Genomic DNA, 19,837 nt, shown 5'->3' on the forward strand with positions numbered 1-19,837 from the left:
ACGAGGACGTGTCGATCCCGGTGCTCTCTGACGGCTGGGTCGGTCGCTGTCAGTCTGGCCAGCAGCCTCGATCGGCCGCTGCTTCAGTGGCCAGTGGGGCCCGGATACCGTCGCGGACGATGGTCCAGTCACAACCGGCTTGGCCCGCAACGCCGTTACGGGGCCCCGGGGGACTTCGGCGCTGTGGAGTCCGAAGCCTGGCCGATCGATGACGATGGCGTCGTCGGGGTTGCTGGCCGAGCCGCCGGTGAACTTACCCCGGAGCGGGCTTGGACGTCGGACCCGCGCGGCAAGCCCCTGTGGGCGCTGATCCGTACGCAACCCGACGGTCCTGCCGTCGCGGAAGCCTGCCCGGCAGGACGCTGCTGAGCCCGTCGCACCTCTCGCCACACCAGCACGTAGGCAAGTCATGCCACTTTTCAACCTGGTTACGAAGAATGAGGCGCTATGGACACCTCCCGATGGAGGAACGGCCCGCACTCGAACTGGGGCGGCCCTATCCGGCGTGCCGTCGTCACCGGCGGCTGTGGGTTCGTCGGCTCGCACCTGTGTGACCTGCTGCTCGACAGCGGTGTCGAGGTGGTGTGCGTCGACAACTTCCTTACGAGCACCGGGGACAACGTCGCGCACTGCCTTCGAGTTGCTCGTCCACGATGTCACGGAGCCGATCCCGGTACCTGGTGAGGTCGATCTGGTACTCCACCTTGCGTCGCCGGCCTCCCCGCAGGACTACCTGCGTCTGCCGATCGAGACGCTGCAGGCCGGTTCTCTCGGAACCTTCAACGCCCTGGAACTGGCTCGGCAGAAGCTGGCCCGCTTCGTGCTCGCCTCCACCTCCGAGGTGTACGGGGACCCGCTCCAGCACCCGCAGCAGGAGTCGTACTGGGGCAACGTCAATCCGGTGGGGCCGCGCAGCGTGTACGACGAGGCGAAGCGGTTCGCGGAGGCGGCGACCACCGCCTACCGCACCAGACACGGCGTCGACACCGCGATCGTACGGATCTTCAACACGTTCGGGCCGCGGATGCGCGCGGAGGACGGGCGGGCTGTACCGACCTTCATCCGCCAGGCGTTAGCGGGTGAGCCGCTGACCGTCACCGGCGACGGCTCGCAGACGCGGTCGCTGTGTTACGTCGACGACACCGTCCGGGGCATCCTCGCCGTCGCCGCGGGCAGCCACCCGGGTCCCGTCAACCTGGGCAATCCCGCCGAGACCGCGGTCCTGGACCTCGCACATCTGGTGCGGGACCTGAGCCGGTCCGCCGCCCCGATCGAGTTCGTCGCCCGACCGGTCGACGACCCGGGGCGCCGCAGACCGGACATCACCCTCGCCTGGGAGCAGTTCGGCTGGAAGCCGGAGACCGACCCCCGCAAAGGACTGAGCACCACCATCGACTGGTTCGCCACGCAGCTCAACGACACCGCAGCGAGGGAACGATGACGCGACACGCACTCCGTCAGGCGGAGACTGCCGAGACGCCGTTACGGAACCACCGGCCTGACGACGGGCTCCAGGGCTTCCGTACGGACGGCTACGCGGTCCTGCGCCAGAGGATCACAGGGAACGCACTTGAGGCCCTGCGGACCGAGGCCGACGACCTGATCCGGCGCTTCACCCAGGACGGGTTCCGCTCGGACGACTACTGGTACTTCACGCCCGCCGGCATGGACGCACCCGTCCTCTACCGCATCCACAACCTGGAGAACCAGGGTTCCCCGACCGTGGCACGGCTCTACACCGACGAAGGTCCCCTGCACCTGATGGCCGCCTCCATCCTGGGCGGTCCCGTGCGTGCCACCGCGTGCGCCATGATCGTCAAACTGCCCGGGGTGGCCGCCCCGGTGCCCTGGCATCGGGACCGTACCGACGTTCCGCCGCACACTGTGTGCAACCTGAGCGTCTTCCTCGACGACTCCGACGCGGACAACGGATGCCTCGAATTCATCCCCGGCTCACACCTGGCGCCCGACGACGAGGAGGCGGAGGAGCTCCAGGCCCGCGGCCCGGTCCACGCCCTCCCACTGACGGCCGGTGACGTCGCCGTACACGACGTGCGCATTGCCCACGCCTCGCGCCGAAACCGCTCGGCTCGGATCCGGCGCAGCATCGTCATCGAGTTCGCCCCCGCTGATCTGGAGCTGCCGTGACCAGCCCCAACCCCGCTGGCCAGAGCCCGAGAGTGAGGGTGGCCACCATCACGGTGGGCACCAACGAGCGCCGCTGGCTGGAGCGTTGCTTCGCCACACTCGTGGACAGCGACACCCCCGGGATCGACCTGACGGTCTGGTACGTCGACAACGACTCCAACGACGGCAGCACGGCGTTCATCGAGGACCGCTTCCCCGAGGTGCGTGTCATCCAGAACCGCAGCAACGTCGGTTTCGCCCGCGCCAACAACATCGGCATGCGGGCGGCGCTCGACGACGGTGCTGACTACGTGTTCCTCGTCAACCCGGACACCCAGACACCGAAGTCGCTGGTACGCGATCTGACCGAGTTCATGGAGGCCTGGGCCGACTACGGCGTCGTCGGTCCCATGCAGTACGAGTACGACGAGTCGGGCGGCACCGCTCTGGGCTCGTACAACGACTGGTCGAAGACAGCTCTGCGCTGGGGCGAGCAGCACGCCTTCGCCGGCGACTGGCCGAACCACCCCTCACCTGCCAGCCCGCCCGAAGGCCGTGCTCCGAACACCCTGGAGCACGCCTACGTCCAAGGGGCAGCCTTCTTCGTCCGCGCCGAGCTGTTACGCACCGTCGGACTCTTCGACGAGGTCTTCCACACGTACTACGAGGAGACCGATCTGTGCCGTCGCGCCCGCTGGGCGGGGTGGCGCGTCGCCCTCGTGCTCGACGTCGGGATACAGCACTTCGGTGGCGGCGGAACCGCGGGCAGCAACTACCGGCGTATCCAGATGCGCCGCAATCGCTACTACTACCTCCTCACCGACATCGACTGGCACGCGTTGCCCATGCTGCGGCTGGCCGGTCGGTGGCTGAACGACGATCTGCGTGGGCGTGGCGTGGGCGGGGTGACCAGCTGGTGGCGCGGGACGTGGGAGACCGCAGAAGCCGTGTGCTGGCTCGCGCGCCGTGCACCGTTGATCAGGGCCCGCCGCCGCGCCCACCGCCAGCTCGGCCGGCAGACGGTCAGTGCCGGTCGTTCGCAGGCAAGGAGCGCGCGATGACCACACCCCGGATTCTGTTCGCCGGTGTATTCCACTGGCACGCGGGCTCCAGTCACATGATCGCCGAGTACGCCCGGGTCGCCTCAGAGGCGGGATGCGAGGTCGGCGTCTCAAGCCAACTGTCACGCCCGGACGGCACGGTGAACGTCCACCTGCCGCTCGTGGACGATCTCACCTGGGCCACCCACCTCGTCCTCGTCTTCGAGGGCCGACAGTTCCTTTCGACCGAGCAGCGTGAGCTGTGCGAGACCGTGCCGCGCTGTCGGCGCATCATCCTGGACCCCGACGGCCACTGGGGCCCGTACGTCACCGCCGACCTGGACGACAACGCGGGCGCGGACACCATCGAGTCCTGGCACAAGCTGTATGCCGACCTCAGCGACGTGATCCTGCAGCCCCGCCTTGCCGAACGGCTCCCCGACGGAGCCGAGTTCTTCAGCTACTTCGGCATGCCGGACATCATCCGCCTCGCCACGGACCTCCCGGACCCACGGTCCCTGGCGTACGAGCTGCAGTACGTCGGCTCGAACTGGTGGCGCTGGGAGGCGATGACCAGCCTTGTCCGGGCCGCGGCCGCGGCCGAACCACCGATCGAGCGCATTCGGGTGTGTGGACGCTGGTGGACGGGCGACCCGCATCCCGACCACCTGACCGCCACCACCAACGAGCCCGGCTGGATGCAGGATCACGGTGTCGAGGTGGCGCCGCCCGTTCCGTTCGGGCACGTGGTCGCCGCCATGTCCCAGGCTGCGATCACACCGGTGCTGGCCCGTCCGCTGCTCGCACAGATGGGGCTCCTGACCCCCCGCATGTTCGAGACCCTCGCCTCGGGGAGCATCACCGCGCTCTGGCCGGGCCTGGACTACCTGTCCGAACTCTACGGCGACGACGTGGAACTCTTCCTGCTCGGCGACGATACGGCCGACACCCTCTCCCGGATGATGCGCGAGCCGGCTCGATACCGCGAGCGCCTGGCGGCCGTCCAGCTCCGAGTCCACGAGCGCTTCAACTACCAGGCCCTCCTGGCCGAACTCATGCGGTTCACCCGATGACCACTGTGAGGTCCGCTGTGTCCAGCGTCTTGATCACCGGTATCACCAGCTGCGAGAGCCGGGGTGTCGAGGCCCTGGCCCACGCCATCGCCGAGCAACTGAACAGCGAAGGAGGCAACAGGGTCACCGTCCTCACCCAGACACCGGCGCTCGACGAGGAAGCCCTCGCCTCCACCACTGCGCGCTGCGTGGCCGATCCCTTCGTCGTCTCCCGCTCCTGGCAGCAGATGCGCCCTCAGGAGAGCCCTGCCGAACTGATCGCACGCAGCGAACAGCTGCTCGCCGAAACCGATCTGGTCATCGCCACCGGGGGTGACCTGCACACCTCCGATTACGGGGTCTCCACACCGTACCTGCGGGCCTTGACCGCCGCGCAGCAGCGGGACATCCCGACAGCGATGATCGGCCAGTCCGTCGGCCCCTTCGGCGATCCCGCCGACGCCGAGGCATGGCTCACGGTCGCAGACCGGTGCGATCTGCTCACCGTCCGGGAGAGCGTCTCCCACCGCTACCTCGTGGGCAAGCTCGGTCTTCCCGAGCACCGCGTGCAACTGTCCTCCGACCCCGCCTTCCTGCTGCCGACAGCCACCGACGAGCGGACGTCGGCCGTGCTCAGACCCCTGGGGCTCACCCCCGAGGACCCCTACATATGCCTCGCCCCCAGCCAGGGCATCACCCGGTTCAGCGCCTTGGGGGAGATGCAGCACGCAGCCGCACTGACCCGACTGGCCACTGCTCTCGTCCGCACCCGGAAGATGCCGGTCCTCCTCGTACCGCACTGCCACGACTCCCGGCCCCACAACGACGACCGGATCCTCGCGGCCCGCATCGCCGAGGCCGCCGGCATGCCCCAGGTCATGGCACTGCCCGGCGCACTGACAGCATCCGACTACAAGGGAGTGCTCTCCCACGCCGAACTCGTCATCTCCGAGCGCCTGCACGCCGCGATCGGTGCGCTCTCCGGCGGCGTCCCGGCGATCGCGATCGGGCACTCGCACAAGTTCAACGGCGTGCTCGCCGAGACCTACGGCGACACCGTCGACGTCGACGACATCCACGCAGACGTCCGGGCCTTCGCCCAGGACAACACCGTCATCGACCGGATCGTCCACGACACCGACACGACCGTGCTGCGCACCACCCTGCAGCAGCGGCTCCCGCTGATCACGGACCGCGCCCGCAGCGACTTCGCCCAGATCAACAGGCTCCTCGCGGGCTGAACTCCCCAGCTCCACACACGGCTCGTCTGCACCGCATCCCGCACGACCCGCTGTGAACCGCTCCTGGACACCAGCGGGGACCGACTGATGAAAAGGGAGACACGACAACCATGCCCACGCATTTGGTGACCGGCGGCGCCGGCTTCATCGGGTCCCACCTTGTCGCATCCTTGATCGAACGCGGCGACGACGTCGTAGTCCTGGACAACCTCGACGGCGGCAAAGCCGAGAACGTGCCTGCCGGCGGGACCCTCGTCGTCGGCTCGGTCGCCGACCAGGCCACCGTCGCCGAACTCTTCGCCTCGTACCGCTTCGACGGCGTCTACCATCTGGCCGCCTTCGCCGCCGAAGGCATCAGCCACGCCGTCAAGCACCACAACTACTCCGTCAACGTGCTCGGCAGCATCAACCTGATCAACGCCTCGCTGGCCGCCAAGGTCAGGTTCTTCGGCTTCGCCTCGTCGGTCGCCGTGTACGGCCACGGACACGTCCCGATGCGCGAGGACGAGCACCCCGTCCCGGCCGACAGCTACGGCAACGCGAAACTCGCCGTGGAGCGCGAACTCGCAGTCACCATGGAGCTGCAGGGCCTGCCGTACTTCGCGCTGCGCATGCACAACGTCTACGGCGAGCGGCAGAACATGGGCGACCCCTACCGCAACGCCGTCGCCATCTTCCTCAACCAGATCATGCGTGACGAGCCGATCAGCGTGTACGGAGACGGCAGCCAGGTCCGCGCCTTCACCTACGCCCCGGACATCGTCGGCACCTTCCTCTCCGCGGCCGACCAGCCGAGCGCCTGGGGCCAGGTCTTCAACGTCGGCTCCTCACAGACCACCACCGTGCTGGACATGGCGCACGCCGTACGCGCCGCGATGGGCGTCCCCGACCACCCGATCAAGCACCTGGCGGCCCGCCACGAGGTCCACGCCGCGTACACCGACAACAGCCTCGCTCGTAGGGCGCTCGGCGACTGGACCGACACCCCGCTCACTGACGGACTGCGCCGCACCGCGGCCTGGGCCCGCGAGCACGGCCCCGTGGCACCCGCGACGTCCCTCAGCATCGAGAACTACACCGCGGACAAGCCCGAGTGGTTCACCTGGGCCCTGGGACGGGCGGTCACGTCATGACGGCCAGCACGCTCGCCGTCGACGTCGGCGGCGTCCTCTACTACGACGAACCCTTCGACCTCGCCTGGCTCCAGGGAGTCTGGGAGTTTGCGCAGGAGGACGATCCCACCCTCACCATGGACGCCTTCCTCCAAGCCGTGCGTGACTTCTACCGCCACCGCACGCCTGGAACACCCCCGCCCAGCCTCTTCCCGCCCAACGGCACGAAGAGCTGGCAATGCGTCCGTGAACGCTGGACCTCGCTCGTCCAGCCCATCCCTGGAGCCGTCGACGCGCTTAGCCAACTTGCCGGGGAGTACGAGGTGTGCATCGTCGCCAACCAGCCCCTGGAATGCCTCTCCGCCCTGCGCGCCATGGGCATCGAGCAACAGGTCCGGCTGGTCGCACTCGACTCCCTCGTCGGCTACGCCAAACCCGACCCCCGGCTCTTCGAGTGGGCCCTGGACCGTCTGAACTGGAAGCCGGAACACACCGTGGTCGTCGGCGACCGGACCGACCACGACGCTGCTCCGGCACTCGCTCTCGGCTGCTCGGCAGCGATCGTCAACGTCGACGGCGGATGGCGTGCGCCAGCGGGAGTCGATCCCGAGATCGTGGCCGCTTACCGCGAACTGAAAATCCGTCAGAGCCACACCGCTGAGGGCAGCGCGAGGTACTGGACTGTCGCGGCCCTCGGAGACCTGGCCGATGTGCTCTCGGCCGTGGGTCGTGAAGAGCGCTGCCCATGGCCGAGCCAGGAGGTGCACCCGTGAGTCTCGGCGCCGACCTGCCCCTCACCATCGTCATCTGCAGCAACCGCCCCGACAGCCTGCCGGGAGCTGTCGCTCGTACCGCCGCGGCGATCGGGTCGCGAGACCGCCTGCTGATCATCGCGGACATGCCCGTTCAGCAGCTTCCGCCGGTGCCCGCGAACTCCTCGCTGCCCCCGTCCTGCATCCGCGTCATCTGCAACGAGGAGAACCAGGGACTCGCCTACAGCCGCAACAAGGCCATGAAGGAGGCCACGACGCGGCACCTCGTCTTCCTCGACGACGACATAGTCCCCACCGCCGAGGCCCTGACACAGATGCGGGCCGCGCTGGCCGCCGGAGCACACGTCACCGGGACGCGGATCACCGCCCATCTTCAGGGGCGCCGTCGCCCGTGGTTCCTCACCTCTGGTCAGCTGCACTACCTCGGGTCCCACGCCCCTGGCCGGCCGGCGACGATCTGGGGCGGCAGTTTCGCCATCGACTCCGAGCACGCCCGCCTGCTCGGAGTCGCCTTCGACGAACGCCTCGGCCGGATCGGCAGTTCCCTCACTTCCGCCGAGGACACCACCTTCGTACGGGAGATGACCGCCCGCGGCGCCACCGCGACGGTCCTGCACGACGCCGAGGTCCGACACCTGATCCCCGCCCATCGGCTGACCCTTGCCTATCTGTTGCGCCGCGCCTTCTGGCAGGGGCGCAGCGAAACACGGCGCAACGACGCGCAGGGTGGTATCAGGAAGGAATGGGACCGTAACCGGTCGGGAGACGGTGGCCGTCCAGTGCGGGCCGCCCTCGCGGTGCTCTACACCGTGAGCGTCCTCCTTGGCGTCTGTTGGGAGGCCATCACGCGGCGCCGGGCCGGCGCCGCCGACACCGAGTCCAGGAGCGACCGATGAAGGTGGCCATGGTCATTCCGCCCTACCGGTACGGGGCCAACCCCACCGAGTGGATCACCGTGCCACCCCAAAGCTACGGCGGCATCCAATGGGTCGTTGCAACGCTCATGGACGGGCTGTTGGAGGCCGGGTGCGAGATCCTGCTGCTCGGAGCCCCTGGAAGTCCGGTACAGGACGGTGTCACGGTGTCCGCCGCGGTCGAGACAACGGACATCCACGTCGCCATCGAGGCGTTCGCCCCGGACGTCGTCCACGACCATTCGAACGCCGCCGTACTTCCACCCGACGGACTCAGGCCGACTGTGAGCACGCACCACCTCAACGGCGTGCCGGAGCGTCAGATCAACAGCGTGTACCTCTCCCGGGCACAACGCACCGCCGCAGGGTCCGAGTCGGCCCCGGTGATCAGGCTGCCGGTCAACCCTTCGCGATATCCGTTCCAGGAAGAGAAGGACGACTACCTCCTCTTCCTGGGACGCGTCTCCGCACACAAGGGCGTACGTGAGGCGGCCGCGTTCGCGCGCGCCGCCGGCCTGCCGCTGACGGTCGCCGGACCAGCCTGGGAGAAGGACTACCTGGACGCTCTGCTGGCGGACTTCCCGCACACCGTCCGCTACGTGGGCGAGGTCGGCGGCAGCGCCCGTACCCGACTGATCGCACGAGCCCGAGCGCAGCTCGTGCTGTCACAGCCCTGGGGAGGACCGTTCAGCGGACGATGGATCGAACCCGGCGCCACCGTGGTCTCGGAGGCCGCCGCCAGCGGCACCCCGGTCATCGCAAGCGACAACGGTTGCCTGCCCGAGATCGTCCCCGGTGTCGGCGTGGTTCTGCCGGTCCGGCAAGAGATCACGCCCCGAGACGCGAAGCGGGTGCTGGCATCGCTGCCTACGGCACAGGCCGTGCGCGAAACAGCGGTGGACCGATGGGGCCACCACACCATCGCACGCCAATACCTCGCGGTCTACAAGAGAGCGGTCAGCGGCAAGGTCTGGACGTGACCTCGGCAGATCACGCCGTACGCTGCCTCGCGAGACGCTGACGGCGCGCCTCGTAGAGAACGACGGAGGCGGCGTTCGACGCGTTCAGGGAGCTGGCCGAGCCCGTCATCGGAATGCTGACCACGTGGTCGCAGAGCTCACGCCAGGCCGCACTGAGGCCCGCGGTCTCGTTGCCGATGAGCAGCAGGACCGGCTGGGTCAGGTCGAATTCCGAGACGTCGGCGTCGCCGTCCTCGTCCGTGCCCACGACGGCCACCGGGCGCCCCTGGGCGCGCTCCTTCTCCAGCCACTCCATGACCTCGTGGTGCGACTGGCTGCGCACCACGGGCACGGCGAAGAACGATCCCGTGGAGGCACGCACCGACTTGGGGTCGTAGGGGTCCGCAGCGTGCCCCGTAACGATGAGCCCGTCGGCACCGAACGCGTCGGCCGAGCGCACGATGCTTCCGATGTTTCCGGGCTGCGTGGGCCGGTCGAAGACCAGACCGAGGAAGTCGTCGCGGACCTTGATCCGCGACAGGCTGTCCGGTGCCATCTCGACCACCGCCAGGACCTCCGCGGCCCCGTCGGCCTTCTCGCTGAGCTCGGCTAGCAGTTGTGGCGCCATCGCCACGCGTTCGGCACCGGCACTGCGCAGCAGGTCCTCCGCCCATCGGGAGAGTGGGCGGCTGGCGTCGTAGAGCAGGGAGCGAATGATCCAGCCGTGCTCCACAGCCATCGTGATCGGACGTACGCCCTGGACCAGGAACTCCTTGGCACGCCCTCGCTTGGTGCGGTTGTTGAGCAGCGTCTGCAGCTGCTGGAAACGGGCATTGCGGGTCGAGATCCGCTGGACTGCCACCCGTCCTCCAAGCCGAAGAAGATTGTTGCTAACCCGGTCGTCCCAGGTGAAACGCAACACTGGGCACCCTGAAGGTTACACGGACCAGATCGTTGCAGTGCGTCTCCGTTCGCTTGCGTCAGGCGTCTCGTCTGAGCCGTCGCGCGTTCCGGATCTTCCGGTTCGTCCCCCGCCTCGGCTCCCCTCTTTTTTTGTTGCGGTCGTCGGCAGTGTGCTGGTGAGCCCGGCTGATCGTGGAGTCGACCGACACGGTGCGGCCGGACCTCACCGGTTGAGGGTGGTGTCCGCGTACTCCGGGTCGTCGGCGCCGGGCAGCGCCTCGGGCCAGGCGGGGTCGGTCAGCGGGGTCCGGCGGTGTCTTACGGCCGAGTCGCGGAGCTGCATGGTCGCCTGGGCGAGATAGGGGCTGTCCGCGAGCCACCGGAGCGCGTCGTCGCGCACGGGGTCGTGGCGGCGCAGGGCCACGGCCAGGTCGAGGACGTTGAGGAGCATGCGCGCCGGGCCCCCGGACAGACCCCGTACGAGCCGTTCGAGGTCGGCGTAGCCGGTGGCGCGGACCAGGTGTTTGAGGGGGTGCGGCCAGCGATGCACCATGCTCTTGACGTGATGGCCCTCGTGCTTGCCCTGCTGCGCCGTCCTGGCGGCGACCAGGATGGTCAGGGTGACCGCGGCGGAGGGGTCCACCAGGCACAGGCGCTCCACGAGGAAGCCGGTGGTGGAGATCAGGGTCGTCGTGTCGGCGGCGTGGACGGCTTCCGTGGCCATCTCGATCGTGTGCGCGCGTTCGACCGCCTCGCCGATGGGTGCGAAGCGGCACAGGCAGTGGAAGCGCAGCGCGGCGGCGGTGGGCGAGCGGCCGGCCTGGGGGTGGCCGGCGGGGAGCTGGGCGATCGCCGCCAGCGCGGCATCCAGCTTGTCCCAGCCGTCCTCGCCCGCAGGGCCGGCGAGTTCGCTGACGCCGTGGGCGTTCCACCGGGCCAGGATCTCCAGGCCGGACCGCCATTGCGTCGGGTTGAGGTACTCGGTCAGCAGGTCGGCCTGCGCGGTGAGGGAGGGCCGCTCGGCAGCACGCATCCAGACCAGGTCCCCCCACAGCCGGAGCGCCGCCTTCCTGGTCTTGTCGTCGGGGAAGGCCTGTTGCCCGGTCCACAGCCGTTCGCACCAGTCGGCCAGTTCGGGACCGTGACGCATCAGCAGGGTGTGGGCGATGTCGACGTGGGGATGGTCGGCGGCCTGGCTGACCAGCTCGGCCAGCCATGGAATGTCGGCCAGAGCGACCTCCTCGGCCAGGGCGTGCGCCACGAGGTCGGGGTGGGCCGGGGCGTGGTCGCGCAGGGAGGCGCGCAGGATGCTGTTGACCGCATTGCGCTCCGGCTTGTCCCAGGTTCCGCCGTCGCCGTAGGACGGCCAGTCGTTGGCCCCGAGGGACACTTGCCGGGTCCGCTCCTGTTCCAGGGCTCTCCATCGTCGTAGGGCCTTCGACTCCCGCCCGCGGCCGGTGGTGTCGGTGGCCACCATCGGCGCGAGGAGGCGGGTGGCGCTGTCGCGTTCGAGGAACACGCGGTCAAGACGGGCCTGTTGCCAGCCCGCGCCGCCGCCCCAGGCGCCCTTGACGATCTCCCGGATCTCGGCGGCGGGCAGGGGGTGCAGGCCGCTGGCGGCGAAACGGGCCGCGCGGTTCGGGCGAGTGCCCGGTGACCGCTTGCTCATCTCCTTGAGCCGCCGCGCGCACCAGTCCCGAGCGGAGCGGGTCCCGGGCTCGTCGCCCGGTGAGCGGAGCAGAGCGGGCAGCAGGGTCTCCGCGACGTCGTCGATCTGGTCGCTGTCCCCGCAGCGGGCCACGGCATGGTCCAGGAACTCGGGCACACCGCTCTTGGCGGTGCGCAGGCGGGCGCCGAGAGCGGCGACGCGTGCCCGGATCCGCATCTGCGTGCCGCTGAAGACACCGCCGACATCCACGAGTTGGTCGAACACGGCGATGGGCGGCGCATCGGCGAGCGTCGCGGCCCAGTGCGCGGCGAGCAGGACGTGGGCCTCCTGCTGCTCGTGCTCCTCGCTCTCGAAGCCCTCGCCGGCGGCGTCCCTGCTGGGGCCCGCCGGCGCGGTGCCGAAGGCGGTGCCGGCCTTGCGTACGAACGCCGCGGGGCGGTTCTGGCGGCGGATCCGGTCCGGATTGCCGAGTCTCTCCGCCAGCACGGCGGCGCGCTCGATGAGCGGACCCCAGCCGCTGAGGTGACGATGGGCGCTGATGGGCGGGATGCACTGCCACAGCCAGCGCGCGGAACGGTGGTGCTCGGCGAGGTCCAGCAGCTCGGTCATGCGCGCGGCTGCCCAGTCCGGCTCGGCCGAAGCCATCGCAGTGACGAGGCGTACGGCGTGATTGCCATGGCTGGTGGCCTCCTGCAGGGGCAGGCCCAGCAGCCAGGACCACAGGCAGGTGTGCGCAGGGCAGCCCCGTGACGCGCCCGTGCCGGGTGCGCGGTTGACGCACTCCTGGGGACGGGTGCACAGGTCCCGCAGCAGGTCCCTGACCGCTGTGGCCGCTCCTGTCCCGTCGTCTGGCCCGTCCATGCCTGCGAACCGGCACAGCAGGTCAAGTGCCTTGCGCCGGACCTGTGGACGGTCCTTGAGGATGGTGAAGAGGTCCTCGGTGACGCGCCGGGCGTCGGTGTGGCGGCGGGTGGGCAGCAGCTCCATCATGGTCGTGACGAGGGCGAGCGGCGCCCCGGGCAGGAAGCTGTGCATCATCCCCTTGACCGCGTGCGGTACCGAGGGCAGCAGAGCGTAGGCCCGCAGGGCGATGATCTGGAGGTATTGGTTGTCGCTGGTGACGAGCCGCTTGATGAGATCGGCGGCCGCCGGGCGCGCCGCCCGATCGTCCCGGACGCCCTGCACGATCGCCTGCTCCGCGATCACGGAACGCAGGAAGTCATCCGGGGTGGCCTCCAGCCGCTTGCCCAGCTGTTCGAAGATCTCTGGCTGCTGACGGGCGTTCACCAGGGAGACCAGACAGCGCCCGGCCGCGTATTCGTACAGCGTCTGGTGGAAGAAGCGGGTGCTCGAGCCGTCGTGGCCGCCGCTTCCGGTCAGGACGTTTCGGCGGTGCAGGGCCGTCAGGGCGGCGGGGGCGGTGACCGGCAGCGGGCGCGGGGCCGCGGTGCCGAGTAGCCGGACGGCGTGCGCCGAGGTGACGGCGACGCCGCCGTCACGGAGCATGATCCTCGCCACGCCCTCGGCCGCCGGTGACAGATCGTCGGCGTCGATGGTGCCGGCGCTGCCGTGGCGCCGGTCGCCGACCACGCGTTTCGTCCAGTAGGCGTCGTACAGGCCCGCGGCGTCGATCTCCGTGGTGGGCACCTGGGGGGCGTAGACCTCGAACAGCATCCGCAGGGTCAGTGGCCGGGCCACGACCTCCCGCATCGGCAGACCGCGGACGGCGGCGCCGATGACCGCGTCGTACGCCTCGCGGCGGCGTGCCGCTGCCTGACCGCGGTAGTAGTGCGCGCAGTACGCGTCGACGGCGTGTTCGGCCTCTCCGCCGAAGCGGAAGTCGCCCAGCTCCTGTACGGCGGACGGGGTCGTGCCGAGGACGTCGTACAGGAGGTCCTGGTCACGGGTGCGGCAGGAGATCACCAGCGGCACCTCGTACTCCGCGCAACATTCGACCAGTTCGCGGCAAACGGCCCGCCCGTGGTCGTCGGCCAGCAGCACGTCCGCGCTGTCGAGGAGGACGATCACCGAGGCGCGGTACTTCGGCTGGTGCAGCAGCCCGTCGAAGAGGGTCAGCAGGTCCGTAGTCTCGCGGGGCAGCAGCAGGTCGTCGGCGCGCAGCAGCAGCGGCTGACTGCGCACGCGCGGTTCGCCGTCCCGGGTTTCGGTGTTCTCTCCGCCCCTCGGGTCCGGTAGGGAATAGCGGCCGGTCAGCCGCGTGGTGAGGTTCCACAGCAGGCTGGTCTTACCGGTGCCGGGTTCGCCCAACACGAGTTCCACGCGGGGCGCCCGGTGCGCTCGGGCCAGGCCGGTGAGCAATCTCCGGGCGAGGCGCTCCTCACAGCCCCGCGTGATGTAGACCTGGCTCAGGCTGACGTCGGCCTCGTCGTCGAGCCGGTCGGCCGCTCCCAGTGCCGCCGAACTGGCCGCCTCCAGCTCCTCCTTGCCCGCCCAGCCGCCGTCACCCGAGGGGCGGGACGCCGGCAGCAGCTGGCCGGCCTTCTTCAGTTCACCGGCCAGGGAGCCTGAGATGAAGCCGCGGAAGGGCGGTTCGGCGCACAGGTGGGCCACGGCTTCGACGAGTGCCTGCCGGTCGCTGCCCAGTTCCGCGTCCGGCCGTTCGAGTTCCGTGTACAGCCGCTGGAACGTCACCGGGTGGACGACCGTCATCCGGCCGAGCAGCCGGGGCAGGCCCTTCCGCTCGCGGGCCTCGCGGTCCTTCCTGAGCTGCTGGCGGATCAGTTCCCGCAGGGCGTCCGTCGCCTGCTGTTCGTCCAGTTGCCGCTTGCTGCGCAACAGCAGCAGCTGATGGTCGATCAGCTCCTTCAGCAGCCGTGCTGCCACGACGCCGGGCGCAGTGCCGGGTCCGCTGTCCCGGTCGGCCGGACGTGGTGTGCGCCGTGTGCTCCCTGACGCCATCGAGAACCCCCATGCGAGACGGAACGCCAGGGTAGAGCAGTGCAACCGCCGCGCGGCGCCACCCAGTTTGCGGTGGACCTCGATCCCATTCGGTCCTCCCGGCCCTGACCAGCGGGTTTTCCTTCTCCCCAGAAGCTCACCTCGGATCGCTTCGCCCGTCGCGACGCCCTCAGCAGCATCAGACGCACGCCGGCTTCCACCGGGGTGTGGCCACGCCTCGCCGATCGACACCTGGTGAGGTACTCATGTTCCGTCCGTTCCGATCCGTTCTCTCCGCGTGCGCGGGGGCCCTGGGTCAACTCACCGTCTGCGGCTCGCCGCTGCCGTCCGCTCTGCGCCGCCTGCTGGACTATGCGCCGGCCCTCGCCGAGCTGTGGACTCACCCCGTCGCCAAGCTGGTGACGGACCTCCTGCTGGACAAGGGCTTCCGGCTCACCGTGCTTGTCGTCGCCTCCCTGGTCCGGGCACGCGTCCAGGCCTGGTACGCGCGCCTGAGGCACAGGAACTGACACCCACGGGCTGGGCCGGAGCACGAGGAGGGGCTCCGCGTCGATGCCTGGCACGACGCGGAGCCTGCCGGAGGCGGAGTCGTACGCGATCGCCCTCCCGCTCCTGCAGGTGCACCGCGAACCGGGCACCGGTCGGGGCGTCGGTGACCGCCACAGCACCCTGTTGATCACGTGCCGGGGACCCCGGCACGGCCGTCCCCGTCCATTAACACCCGGCAGCAGAGGAGCTATCCGTTCCCATGCTGCATCTGTGACGCCACACGGGACAGGTGGTGTGGTCGCATACGGCGTGGCTCAGGGCAAGTAGAAGGAAGCTACTGCGAGTATTACTGAGCCTCACTTCCGAGTCCGATCGGAAGCGGTTACTCCCTCAGAGGCCGGCGACTGGAGTACACAAACTCTTCAAGCCGAGCCCCATTTCGCTTGGCCGTCCAAGTTCCTCAGGGTCTCAATGCGATACGACAGTTGGTCGGCGGCGGCCGTGTCTCCGCGATCTGCACGCCGAATGAAGGAGCCGAGCGTGTGCAGGTCTCGGATGCCGACCAGGATCGGGAGACCCGGCCACTCCCTGATGTCGTAGCCGTATCGGAGGCTGAAGTCATCCAGTTCCGCGGAGGTGCGCCCGAAGCGTACCCCCTGGAACGTGTTGGCCAGATCGATCTCGCGAGGCCCGACCGCTGCCTCGTCCCAGTCCCCGAGCCTGATGCTCCGATCGTCCCAGAGGGTGTTGCCTGGGTAGGCGTCGCCGTGGATGTGGCCGTAGCCCAAGGGGAACTCGAGCCCCGCGTAAGTGTTCAGGAGTTCGTGCCTGCGCTCCATGAGCCACGTTCGCACGTCGGGCCCAAGATACGTGCTGGCTTCCACGGTGGCCTTGAGCGAGGCAAGGGGCTGGTACTGCGGCAGCGTCACAGGCGGGGCTGGCAGGGAGTGCAGGGCGCGTAGAAGGTCCCCCAACCGGCCGGTCGGGGGCCGGCCGTGCGTGGGCTGGGGATAGTGCTGCCAGAACGTAACGGCGTAAGGCTCGTACGCCACCGGCTGGGGCACGTCCGCGGGTTCTGTCGCCGGAAACCCGTTCGCGACGAGCCAGCGTGTGAGTGAGACGGCCGTCGCGAGGTTCTGCTGCTGCGAGATGGGGCTCACGCGTACCACGACGTCTTCCACGTCGACGAGGAACACGGAGGTGGCGTGGTGGTGAAGAGGGGCGAGGGAGCGGTCTGTCAGGCCTGATGCCCGGCAGGCCATGCGGGCGGCGGACTCGGGAGAGACCGTCATTGTCATGAGGTGAGGGCCTTCGCTCTCGTATCGATCGCCTGGTAGCCGCGGGTGGCGTCGGCAAGCTCGCGCACAGCGCGGTTTCCGGCGAACCGTGGGTCTTCCAGAAGCCTAGCCACTCCTTGCACCGCGTCGCCGAGCTGTCGGATGCGGCGGTCCACCGGCAGTTCGAGGATGGGGTGGAGCTGTTCGCCGACTCCCTCGATCTCGCCGGCCGAAATACGCGCGGTGACGATGTCGAGGCGTGCCAGGGCCTCGTCACCGTACGAACGCTGCTCCGCCGGGCCTGTCGCGTACAGCTCGATCGCTGTGGCGGCGTGGTGCTCGGCCAGTTCGTGTTCGCCCAGCAGGGTGTAGGTCCCGCCGATGTAGTACTCCTGCTTGGCTTCCGGGAAGGTGAGCAGCCCTCCGAAACGCGTGAGTCCGTCAGGGTCTGTGTGTTGCTCACGGGCACGTTCGAGTTCCTGGAGTGCGGCCAGTGCGGTGTCCCGGTCCCCGATACGTGCCGCTGCCCTGGCCTCGATGGCTGCCGTCCTGATCCGCGTCTCGCCGTCGGGAGCGTGCCGAATCGCCTGCTGCGTGTACTCCAGGGCTGTGAACCTGTGAGTCGACCATTCCGCGATCAGCGCGGCTGTGCCCTTGACCCAGGCCCGGAGATCGTTGTGGTCGGCGTGATCGGCTAACGTCCAGGCCGTCTGGAGCTGGGCGATCGCCGAGTCCTGGTCGCCGAGGTTCTGCGACGCGTGAGCGAGGAGCAGGCAGCTCGTGCCGGCGAGAACGTACAACTCGCGGGTTTGTCCCGGCGGCTGGTGGCCGCTCAGGAGCGAGAAGAGCCGGTCTCGCGTGGACAACAGGTCGTGGAAGAGCGGGTACAGAGGAGAGTGAACGTAGTCCGTCGCGATGCGGGCAATCTTGGATTCCAGCGCCTCAAGCTCGACGTCGCTTACGTTGCTCCTTGTGACCTCTTCCGTGAACTGCAGCGACTGTGCCGCGGCCTGTGCCGCGAGTTCATGTAGGTTCCCGGTCCGTTCGCAGGTCGCAACCTGAAGGTCGGTTACTGATTGTCCCCGGTGCGGCAGGGGAACGGGAGTCGAACCCTCGTGATGCTCGCGGAACGGCGGCGGGAGGAGGACATCAGGCGTCTCGATGCCCCTGAGGAACCTGGCGACTTTGTCGAGGCTCGTCAGGCGACGGGTTCCGGCTTCGAGCATGGACAGGAAGCCCTGGCTCAGCCCGGTCAGATCGGCCATGTCGTCCTGGCGGAGCTTGGCCCGCTCCCGGATGAGGCGACTGGCGAGGCCGAAGTCCCATGCGGCGATGGCCCTTTGGACTTCCTCATCGCGCCAGACGGTGTCCGGCACCTGGGGTTCCAAGCGGGAGCCAAGACGCCTGCCACGTGCGCACGTGGCGCACCGGTCCTCGTCGTTGTACTGGCTCAACCGGCATCCGCAGTCTGCACACACGCGAGTGTGCTGTCGCATCGCACCCCCGTTTCTCGTCTGCGCACGTCAGGGTACGTGGGGTGCGAGTAGGCCGGTATCACACCTGTAATACGCGCAGTTGACGCCTGATGCTGTCCGTCGCGCCTCAGCTGCCGGAGACCGTCGCAGCTATCGCACTCAGGAGCCGCGGGACGTCCTCGAGGCTGTCGAGGACCACGTCGGCCCCGGCCGAGGCGAGTTCGGCGGCGGTTGTCTTGCCGGACGCGACTCCGATCACCGGAGCGCCTCCTTCGAGTCCCGTACGGACGTCTTCGAGGGAGTCTCCGATGATGACGGTGTTGGAGCGGGTGAAGGTCGACCCGTACTTGGCTGCCTGGGCTCGCTTCTGCGCGACGGCGACGAGAGCGGGGCGGTGGTCGTCGTCCGAGGAATAGCCGCCGATCTCCGTGTCGAGATACCTGTCGAGGTCGAACGCTTCCAGTTTCAGGACCGCGTTGGGCTTGAGGTTTCCCGTGACGACAGTGGGCACGAGGTTCGGCTGCGCGTGGACTGCCTCCAGGGCTGCGACGGCGCCGGGCATGAGGACGCCCTGCTCGCGCAGATCGTTCGAGTGTGCCGCAAGACGGTTGGGCAGAAGTTCCACCATGCGCGGCACCAGGTGGGGGACGTCCGGTTCCGGGACGCCATTGTCCAGGAGCAGGGACCGGATGGCGAGGGGCATGGTCACGCCGGTTCCCCGTGCCGGTAGGCGTTCTGCGGGGCGCCCGACGATTTCCGCGAAGGTTTCGCGATAGACCTGCCGGTCGATGTCGCCGACATACACCAACGTGCGGTCGATGTCCCACAGCACAAGGACCCTCGGGGTCTCCGTCAAGTTCGGCTCCCTGTTCCCGCCGCGCCGGCGGCTCGTTCCAGTACGTCTTGAGCGTACGGGCTGTGGATCACCGGTCGGAGGTGGCCGAGCATGACGTCGATGTGGTCGTTCAGGCGGGCGGACTGGAGTTGGTCAGCGAGGTCGAGAGCTTCGTGCGCCGTGACGGATCCGGCTTCGAGATCGCCGTTGGCGAAGTGGGCGGTCGCGGCACGAGAGAGGAACAGACCCCTGGTCCGGTGGTCACCGGGGTTGAGGGCCTCGCGTGCCTTGGTGAAGCTGGCAACCGCGCTCCGGGGATCACCGAGGTCGAGATGGCAGCTGCCGGTCTGTCCGTGGATCTCGCCCTCGTTGATCCAGTACAGCCACTCCGGATCGTGTTCCGAGCGGCCTTGGGCGCAGAGTTCCGAGGCGCGTCCGAGTGCGGCGAGTGCGGCCTGCCGCTCGCCGAGTTTCGCGTGCCCGCGGGCCTGTCGAGTGAGCAGCATGGCTTCGAGAGCGGGTGTGCCGAGCTTCCTGACCTTCTCCCGTGCTGTCTGTGCTGCGGTGACTGCGTGATGTGGTGCCTCGGTGGAGTAGGCGTGGATGGCGATGTACGAGAGAGCCCCGGCTCCGAGCCGGATGTCTCCGGAGGCTTTTGCAGCGCGCAGAGCGGCGTACAGGTAACCGAGGGTCTGCTCGCGTTCGCCGGAGTCGAAGGCGAACCACCCCGTTTGGGTCGCCGTGTCGGCGATGATCGCCGCGAGCCGCCGTCCCGTGGCCATGTCGTAGGAAGTGTGGTCCACGAGGTGTCTGAGGAACTTAAGGTGCGTGTTGCCCAGTTCGGTCAGGGGGCCGCTGCCGCTGCTGGCGTCCATGGTCCGCAGGCCGTCGGTGGTGCGCTGGAGGCTGTCTAGTAGCTCCAGAGTGAGCTGGCTTCCCTCGGCGGCGTGTTGGAGAGGCTCGGCTTCCGCGTGGTCCCACTGGTTGACGAAGGCGGTGAGTGCCACGCCGCTGGCGGTGAGGAATCGTCGGCGTTTCATTGCGCTCCCTCC

General features: G+C 68.9%; 15 protein-coding genes and 1 pseudogene. 10 read left to right on the forward strand and 6 right to left on the reverse strand.

Features of this window, described 5'->3' with window-relative positions:
* The first annotated feature begins 447 nt into the window (after positions 1–447).
* The 9 genes and pseudogenes from HJD23_RS30055 (at position 448) to HJD23_RS30095 (ending at position 9,239) form a co-directional block, all read left to right on the forward strand.
* A pseudogene (locus HJD23_RS30055) lies at positions 448–1,441 on the forward strand (NAD-dependent epimerase/dehydratase family protein).
* The gene (locus tag HJD23_RS30060; RefSeq protein WP_171110857.1) at positions 1,438–2,148 is read left to right on the forward strand and encodes a phytanoyl-CoA dioxygenase family protein; all 711 of its coding nucleotides are present in this window, start codon (positions 1,438–1,440) and stop codon (positions 2,146–2,148) included. The pseudogene HJD23_RS30055 and the gene HJD23_RS30060 overlap by 4 nt, the downstream one beginning before the upstream one ends.
* Positions 2,149–2,186: 38 nt before the next feature.
* Positions 2,187–3,188 (forward strand): glycosyltransferase family 2 protein, encoded by a 1,002-nt coding sequence (locus HJD23_RS30065; RefSeq protein ID WP_240980854.1) that lies wholly within the window; start codon positions 2,187–2,189, stop codon positions 3,186–3,188.
* Entirely contained in the window at positions 3,185–4,240 is a 1,056-nt protein-coding gene (locus HJD23_RS30070) for a glycosyltransferase (RefSeq protein ID WP_171110855.1), read from the forward strand. Before HJD23_RS30065 ends, HJD23_RS30070 begins: the two co-directional genes overlap by 4 nt.
* Positions 4,237–5,460, forward strand: coding sequence for a polysaccharide pyruvyl transferase family protein (locus tag HJD23_RS30075; RefSeq protein ID WP_171110854.1), 1,224 nt, complete (start codon positions 4,237–4,239; stop codon positions 5,458–5,460). The genes HJD23_RS30070 and HJD23_RS30075 overlap by 4 nt, the downstream gene beginning before the upstream one ends.
* A 110-nt stretch (positions 5,461–5,570) precedes the next feature.
* Positions 5,571–6,593: an NAD-dependent epimerase/dehydratase family protein gene (locus tag HJD23_RS30080; RefSeq protein WP_171110853.1), complete on the forward strand. Its 1,023-nt coding sequence runs from the start codon at positions 5,571–5,573 to the stop codon at positions 6,591–6,593.
* On the forward strand, positions 6,590–7,345 hold the full coding sequence (locus HJD23_RS30085) for an HAD family hydrolase (RefSeq protein WP_171110852.1): 756 nt from the start codon (positions 6,590–6,592) through the stop codon (positions 7,343–7,345). The genes HJD23_RS30080 and HJD23_RS30085 overlap by 4 nt, the downstream gene beginning before the upstream one ends.
* On the forward strand, positions 7,342–8,241 hold the full coding sequence (locus HJD23_RS30090) for a glycosyltransferase (protein WP_171110850.1): 900 nt from the start codon (positions 7,342–7,344) through the stop codon (positions 8,239–8,241). Before HJD23_RS30085 ends, HJD23_RS30090 begins: the two co-directional genes overlap by 4 nt.
* Positions 8,238–9,239 (forward strand): glycosyltransferase, encoded by a 1,002-nt coding sequence (locus tag HJD23_RS30095; protein WP_171110849.1) that lies wholly within the window; start codon positions 8,238–8,240, stop codon positions 9,237–9,239. The genes HJD23_RS30090 and HJD23_RS30095 overlap by 4 nt, the downstream gene beginning before the upstream one ends.
* Positions 9,240–9,249: 10 nt before the next feature.
* Here the strand turns inward: HJD23_RS30095 and HJD23_RS30100 are convergent, their stop codons facing one another.
* Together HJD23_RS30100 and HJD23_RS30105 are read right to left on the reverse strand one after the other, a co-directional pair.
* Positions 9,250–10,080: an RNA methyltransferase gene (locus tag HJD23_RS30100; protein WP_171110845.1), complete on the reverse strand. Its 831-nt coding sequence runs from the start codon at positions 10,078–10,080 to the stop codon at positions 9,250–9,252.
* A gap of 264 nt (positions 10,081–10,344) precedes the next feature.
* Positions 10,345–14,634: a hypothetical protein gene (locus HJD23_RS30105; protein WP_171110844.1), complete on the reverse strand. Its 4,290-nt coding sequence runs from the start codon at positions 14,632–14,634 to the stop codon at positions 10,345–10,347.
* Positions 14,635–14,954: 320 nt separating this feature from the next.
* On the opposite strand from HJD23_RS30105, the gene HJD23_RS30110 reads away from it, so the two are divergent.
* Entirely contained in the window at positions 14,955–15,218 is a 264-nt protein-coding gene (locus tag HJD23_RS30110) for a hypothetical protein (RefSeq protein ID WP_171110842.1), read from the forward strand.
* A gap of 402 nt (positions 15,219–15,620) precedes the next feature.
* Here the strand turns inward: HJD23_RS30110 and HJD23_RS30115 are convergent, their stop codons facing one another.
* From HJD23_RS30115 to HJD23_RS30130, 4 genes are all read right to left on the reverse strand, one after another.
* Positions 15,621–16,394: a phosphotransferase gene (locus HJD23_RS30115; protein ID WP_240980855.1), complete on the reverse strand. Its 774-nt coding sequence runs from the start codon at positions 16,392–16,394 to the stop codon at positions 15,621–15,623.
* A gap of 98 nt (positions 16,395–16,492) precedes the next feature.
* Positions 16,493–17,851, reverse strand: a complete 1,359-nt coding sequence (locus tag HJD23_RS30120; protein ID WP_240980856.1) for a helix-turn-helix transcriptional regulator — start codon at positions 17,849–17,851, stop codon at positions 16,493–16,495.
* 226 nt (positions 17,852–18,077) lie between these two features.
* A complete protein-coding gene (locus HJD23_RS30125; protein WP_171110836.1) occupies positions 18,078–18,806 on the reverse strand; it encodes a haloacid dehalogenase-like hydrolase in 729 nt (242 codons plus the stop codon).
* Positions 18,803–19,825 (reverse strand): XRE family transcriptional regulator, encoded by a 1,023-nt coding sequence (locus HJD23_RS30130; protein ID WP_240981031.1) that lies wholly within the window; start codon positions 19,823–19,825, stop codon positions 18,803–18,805. The genes HJD23_RS30125 and HJD23_RS30130 overlap by 4 nt, the downstream gene beginning before the upstream one ends.
* Positions 19,826–19,837 lie beyond the last annotated feature (12 nt).

The organism is Streptomyces sp. Z423-1, assembly GCF_013009255.1.
GTDB lineage: Bacteria > Actinomycetota > Actinomycetes > Streptomycetales > Streptomycetaceae > Streptomyces > Streptomyces gossypiisoli.

Bases quoted from the DNA above. Each gene is read 5' to 3' on its own strand.
- HJD23_RS30060 (WP_171110857.1), top strand. From the start codon at position 1,438: ATGACGCGACACGCACTCCGTCAGGCGGAGACTGCCGAGACGCCGTTA.
- HJD23_RS30070 (WP_171110855.1), top strand. From the start codon at position 3,185: ATGACCACACCCCGGATTCTGTTCGCCGGTGTATTCCACTGGCACGCG.
- HJD23_RS30095 (WP_171110849.1), top strand. From the start codon at position 8,238: ATGAAGGTGGCCATGGTCATTCCGCCCTACCGGTACGGGGCCAACCCC.
- HJD23_RS30080 (WP_171110853.1), top strand. From the start codon at position 5,571: ATGCCCACGCATTTGGTGACCGGCGGCGCCGGCTTCATCGGGTCCCAC.
- HJD23_RS30110 (WP_171110842.1), top strand. From the start codon at position 14,955: ATGTTCCGTCCGTTCCGATCCGTTCTCTCCGCGTGCGCGGGGGCCCTG.
- HJD23_RS30130 (WP_240981031.1), bottom strand. From the start codon at position 19,825: ATGAAACGCCGACGATTCCTCACCGCCAGCGGCGTGGCACTCACCGCC.
- HJD23_RS30085 (WP_171110852.1), top strand. From the start codon at position 6,590: ATGACGGCCAGCACGCTCGCCGTCGACGTCGGCGGCGTCCTCTACTAC.
- HJD23_RS30075 (WP_171110854.1), top strand. From the start codon at position 4,237: ATGACCACTGTGAGGTCCGCTGTGTCCAGCGTCTTGATCACCGGTATC.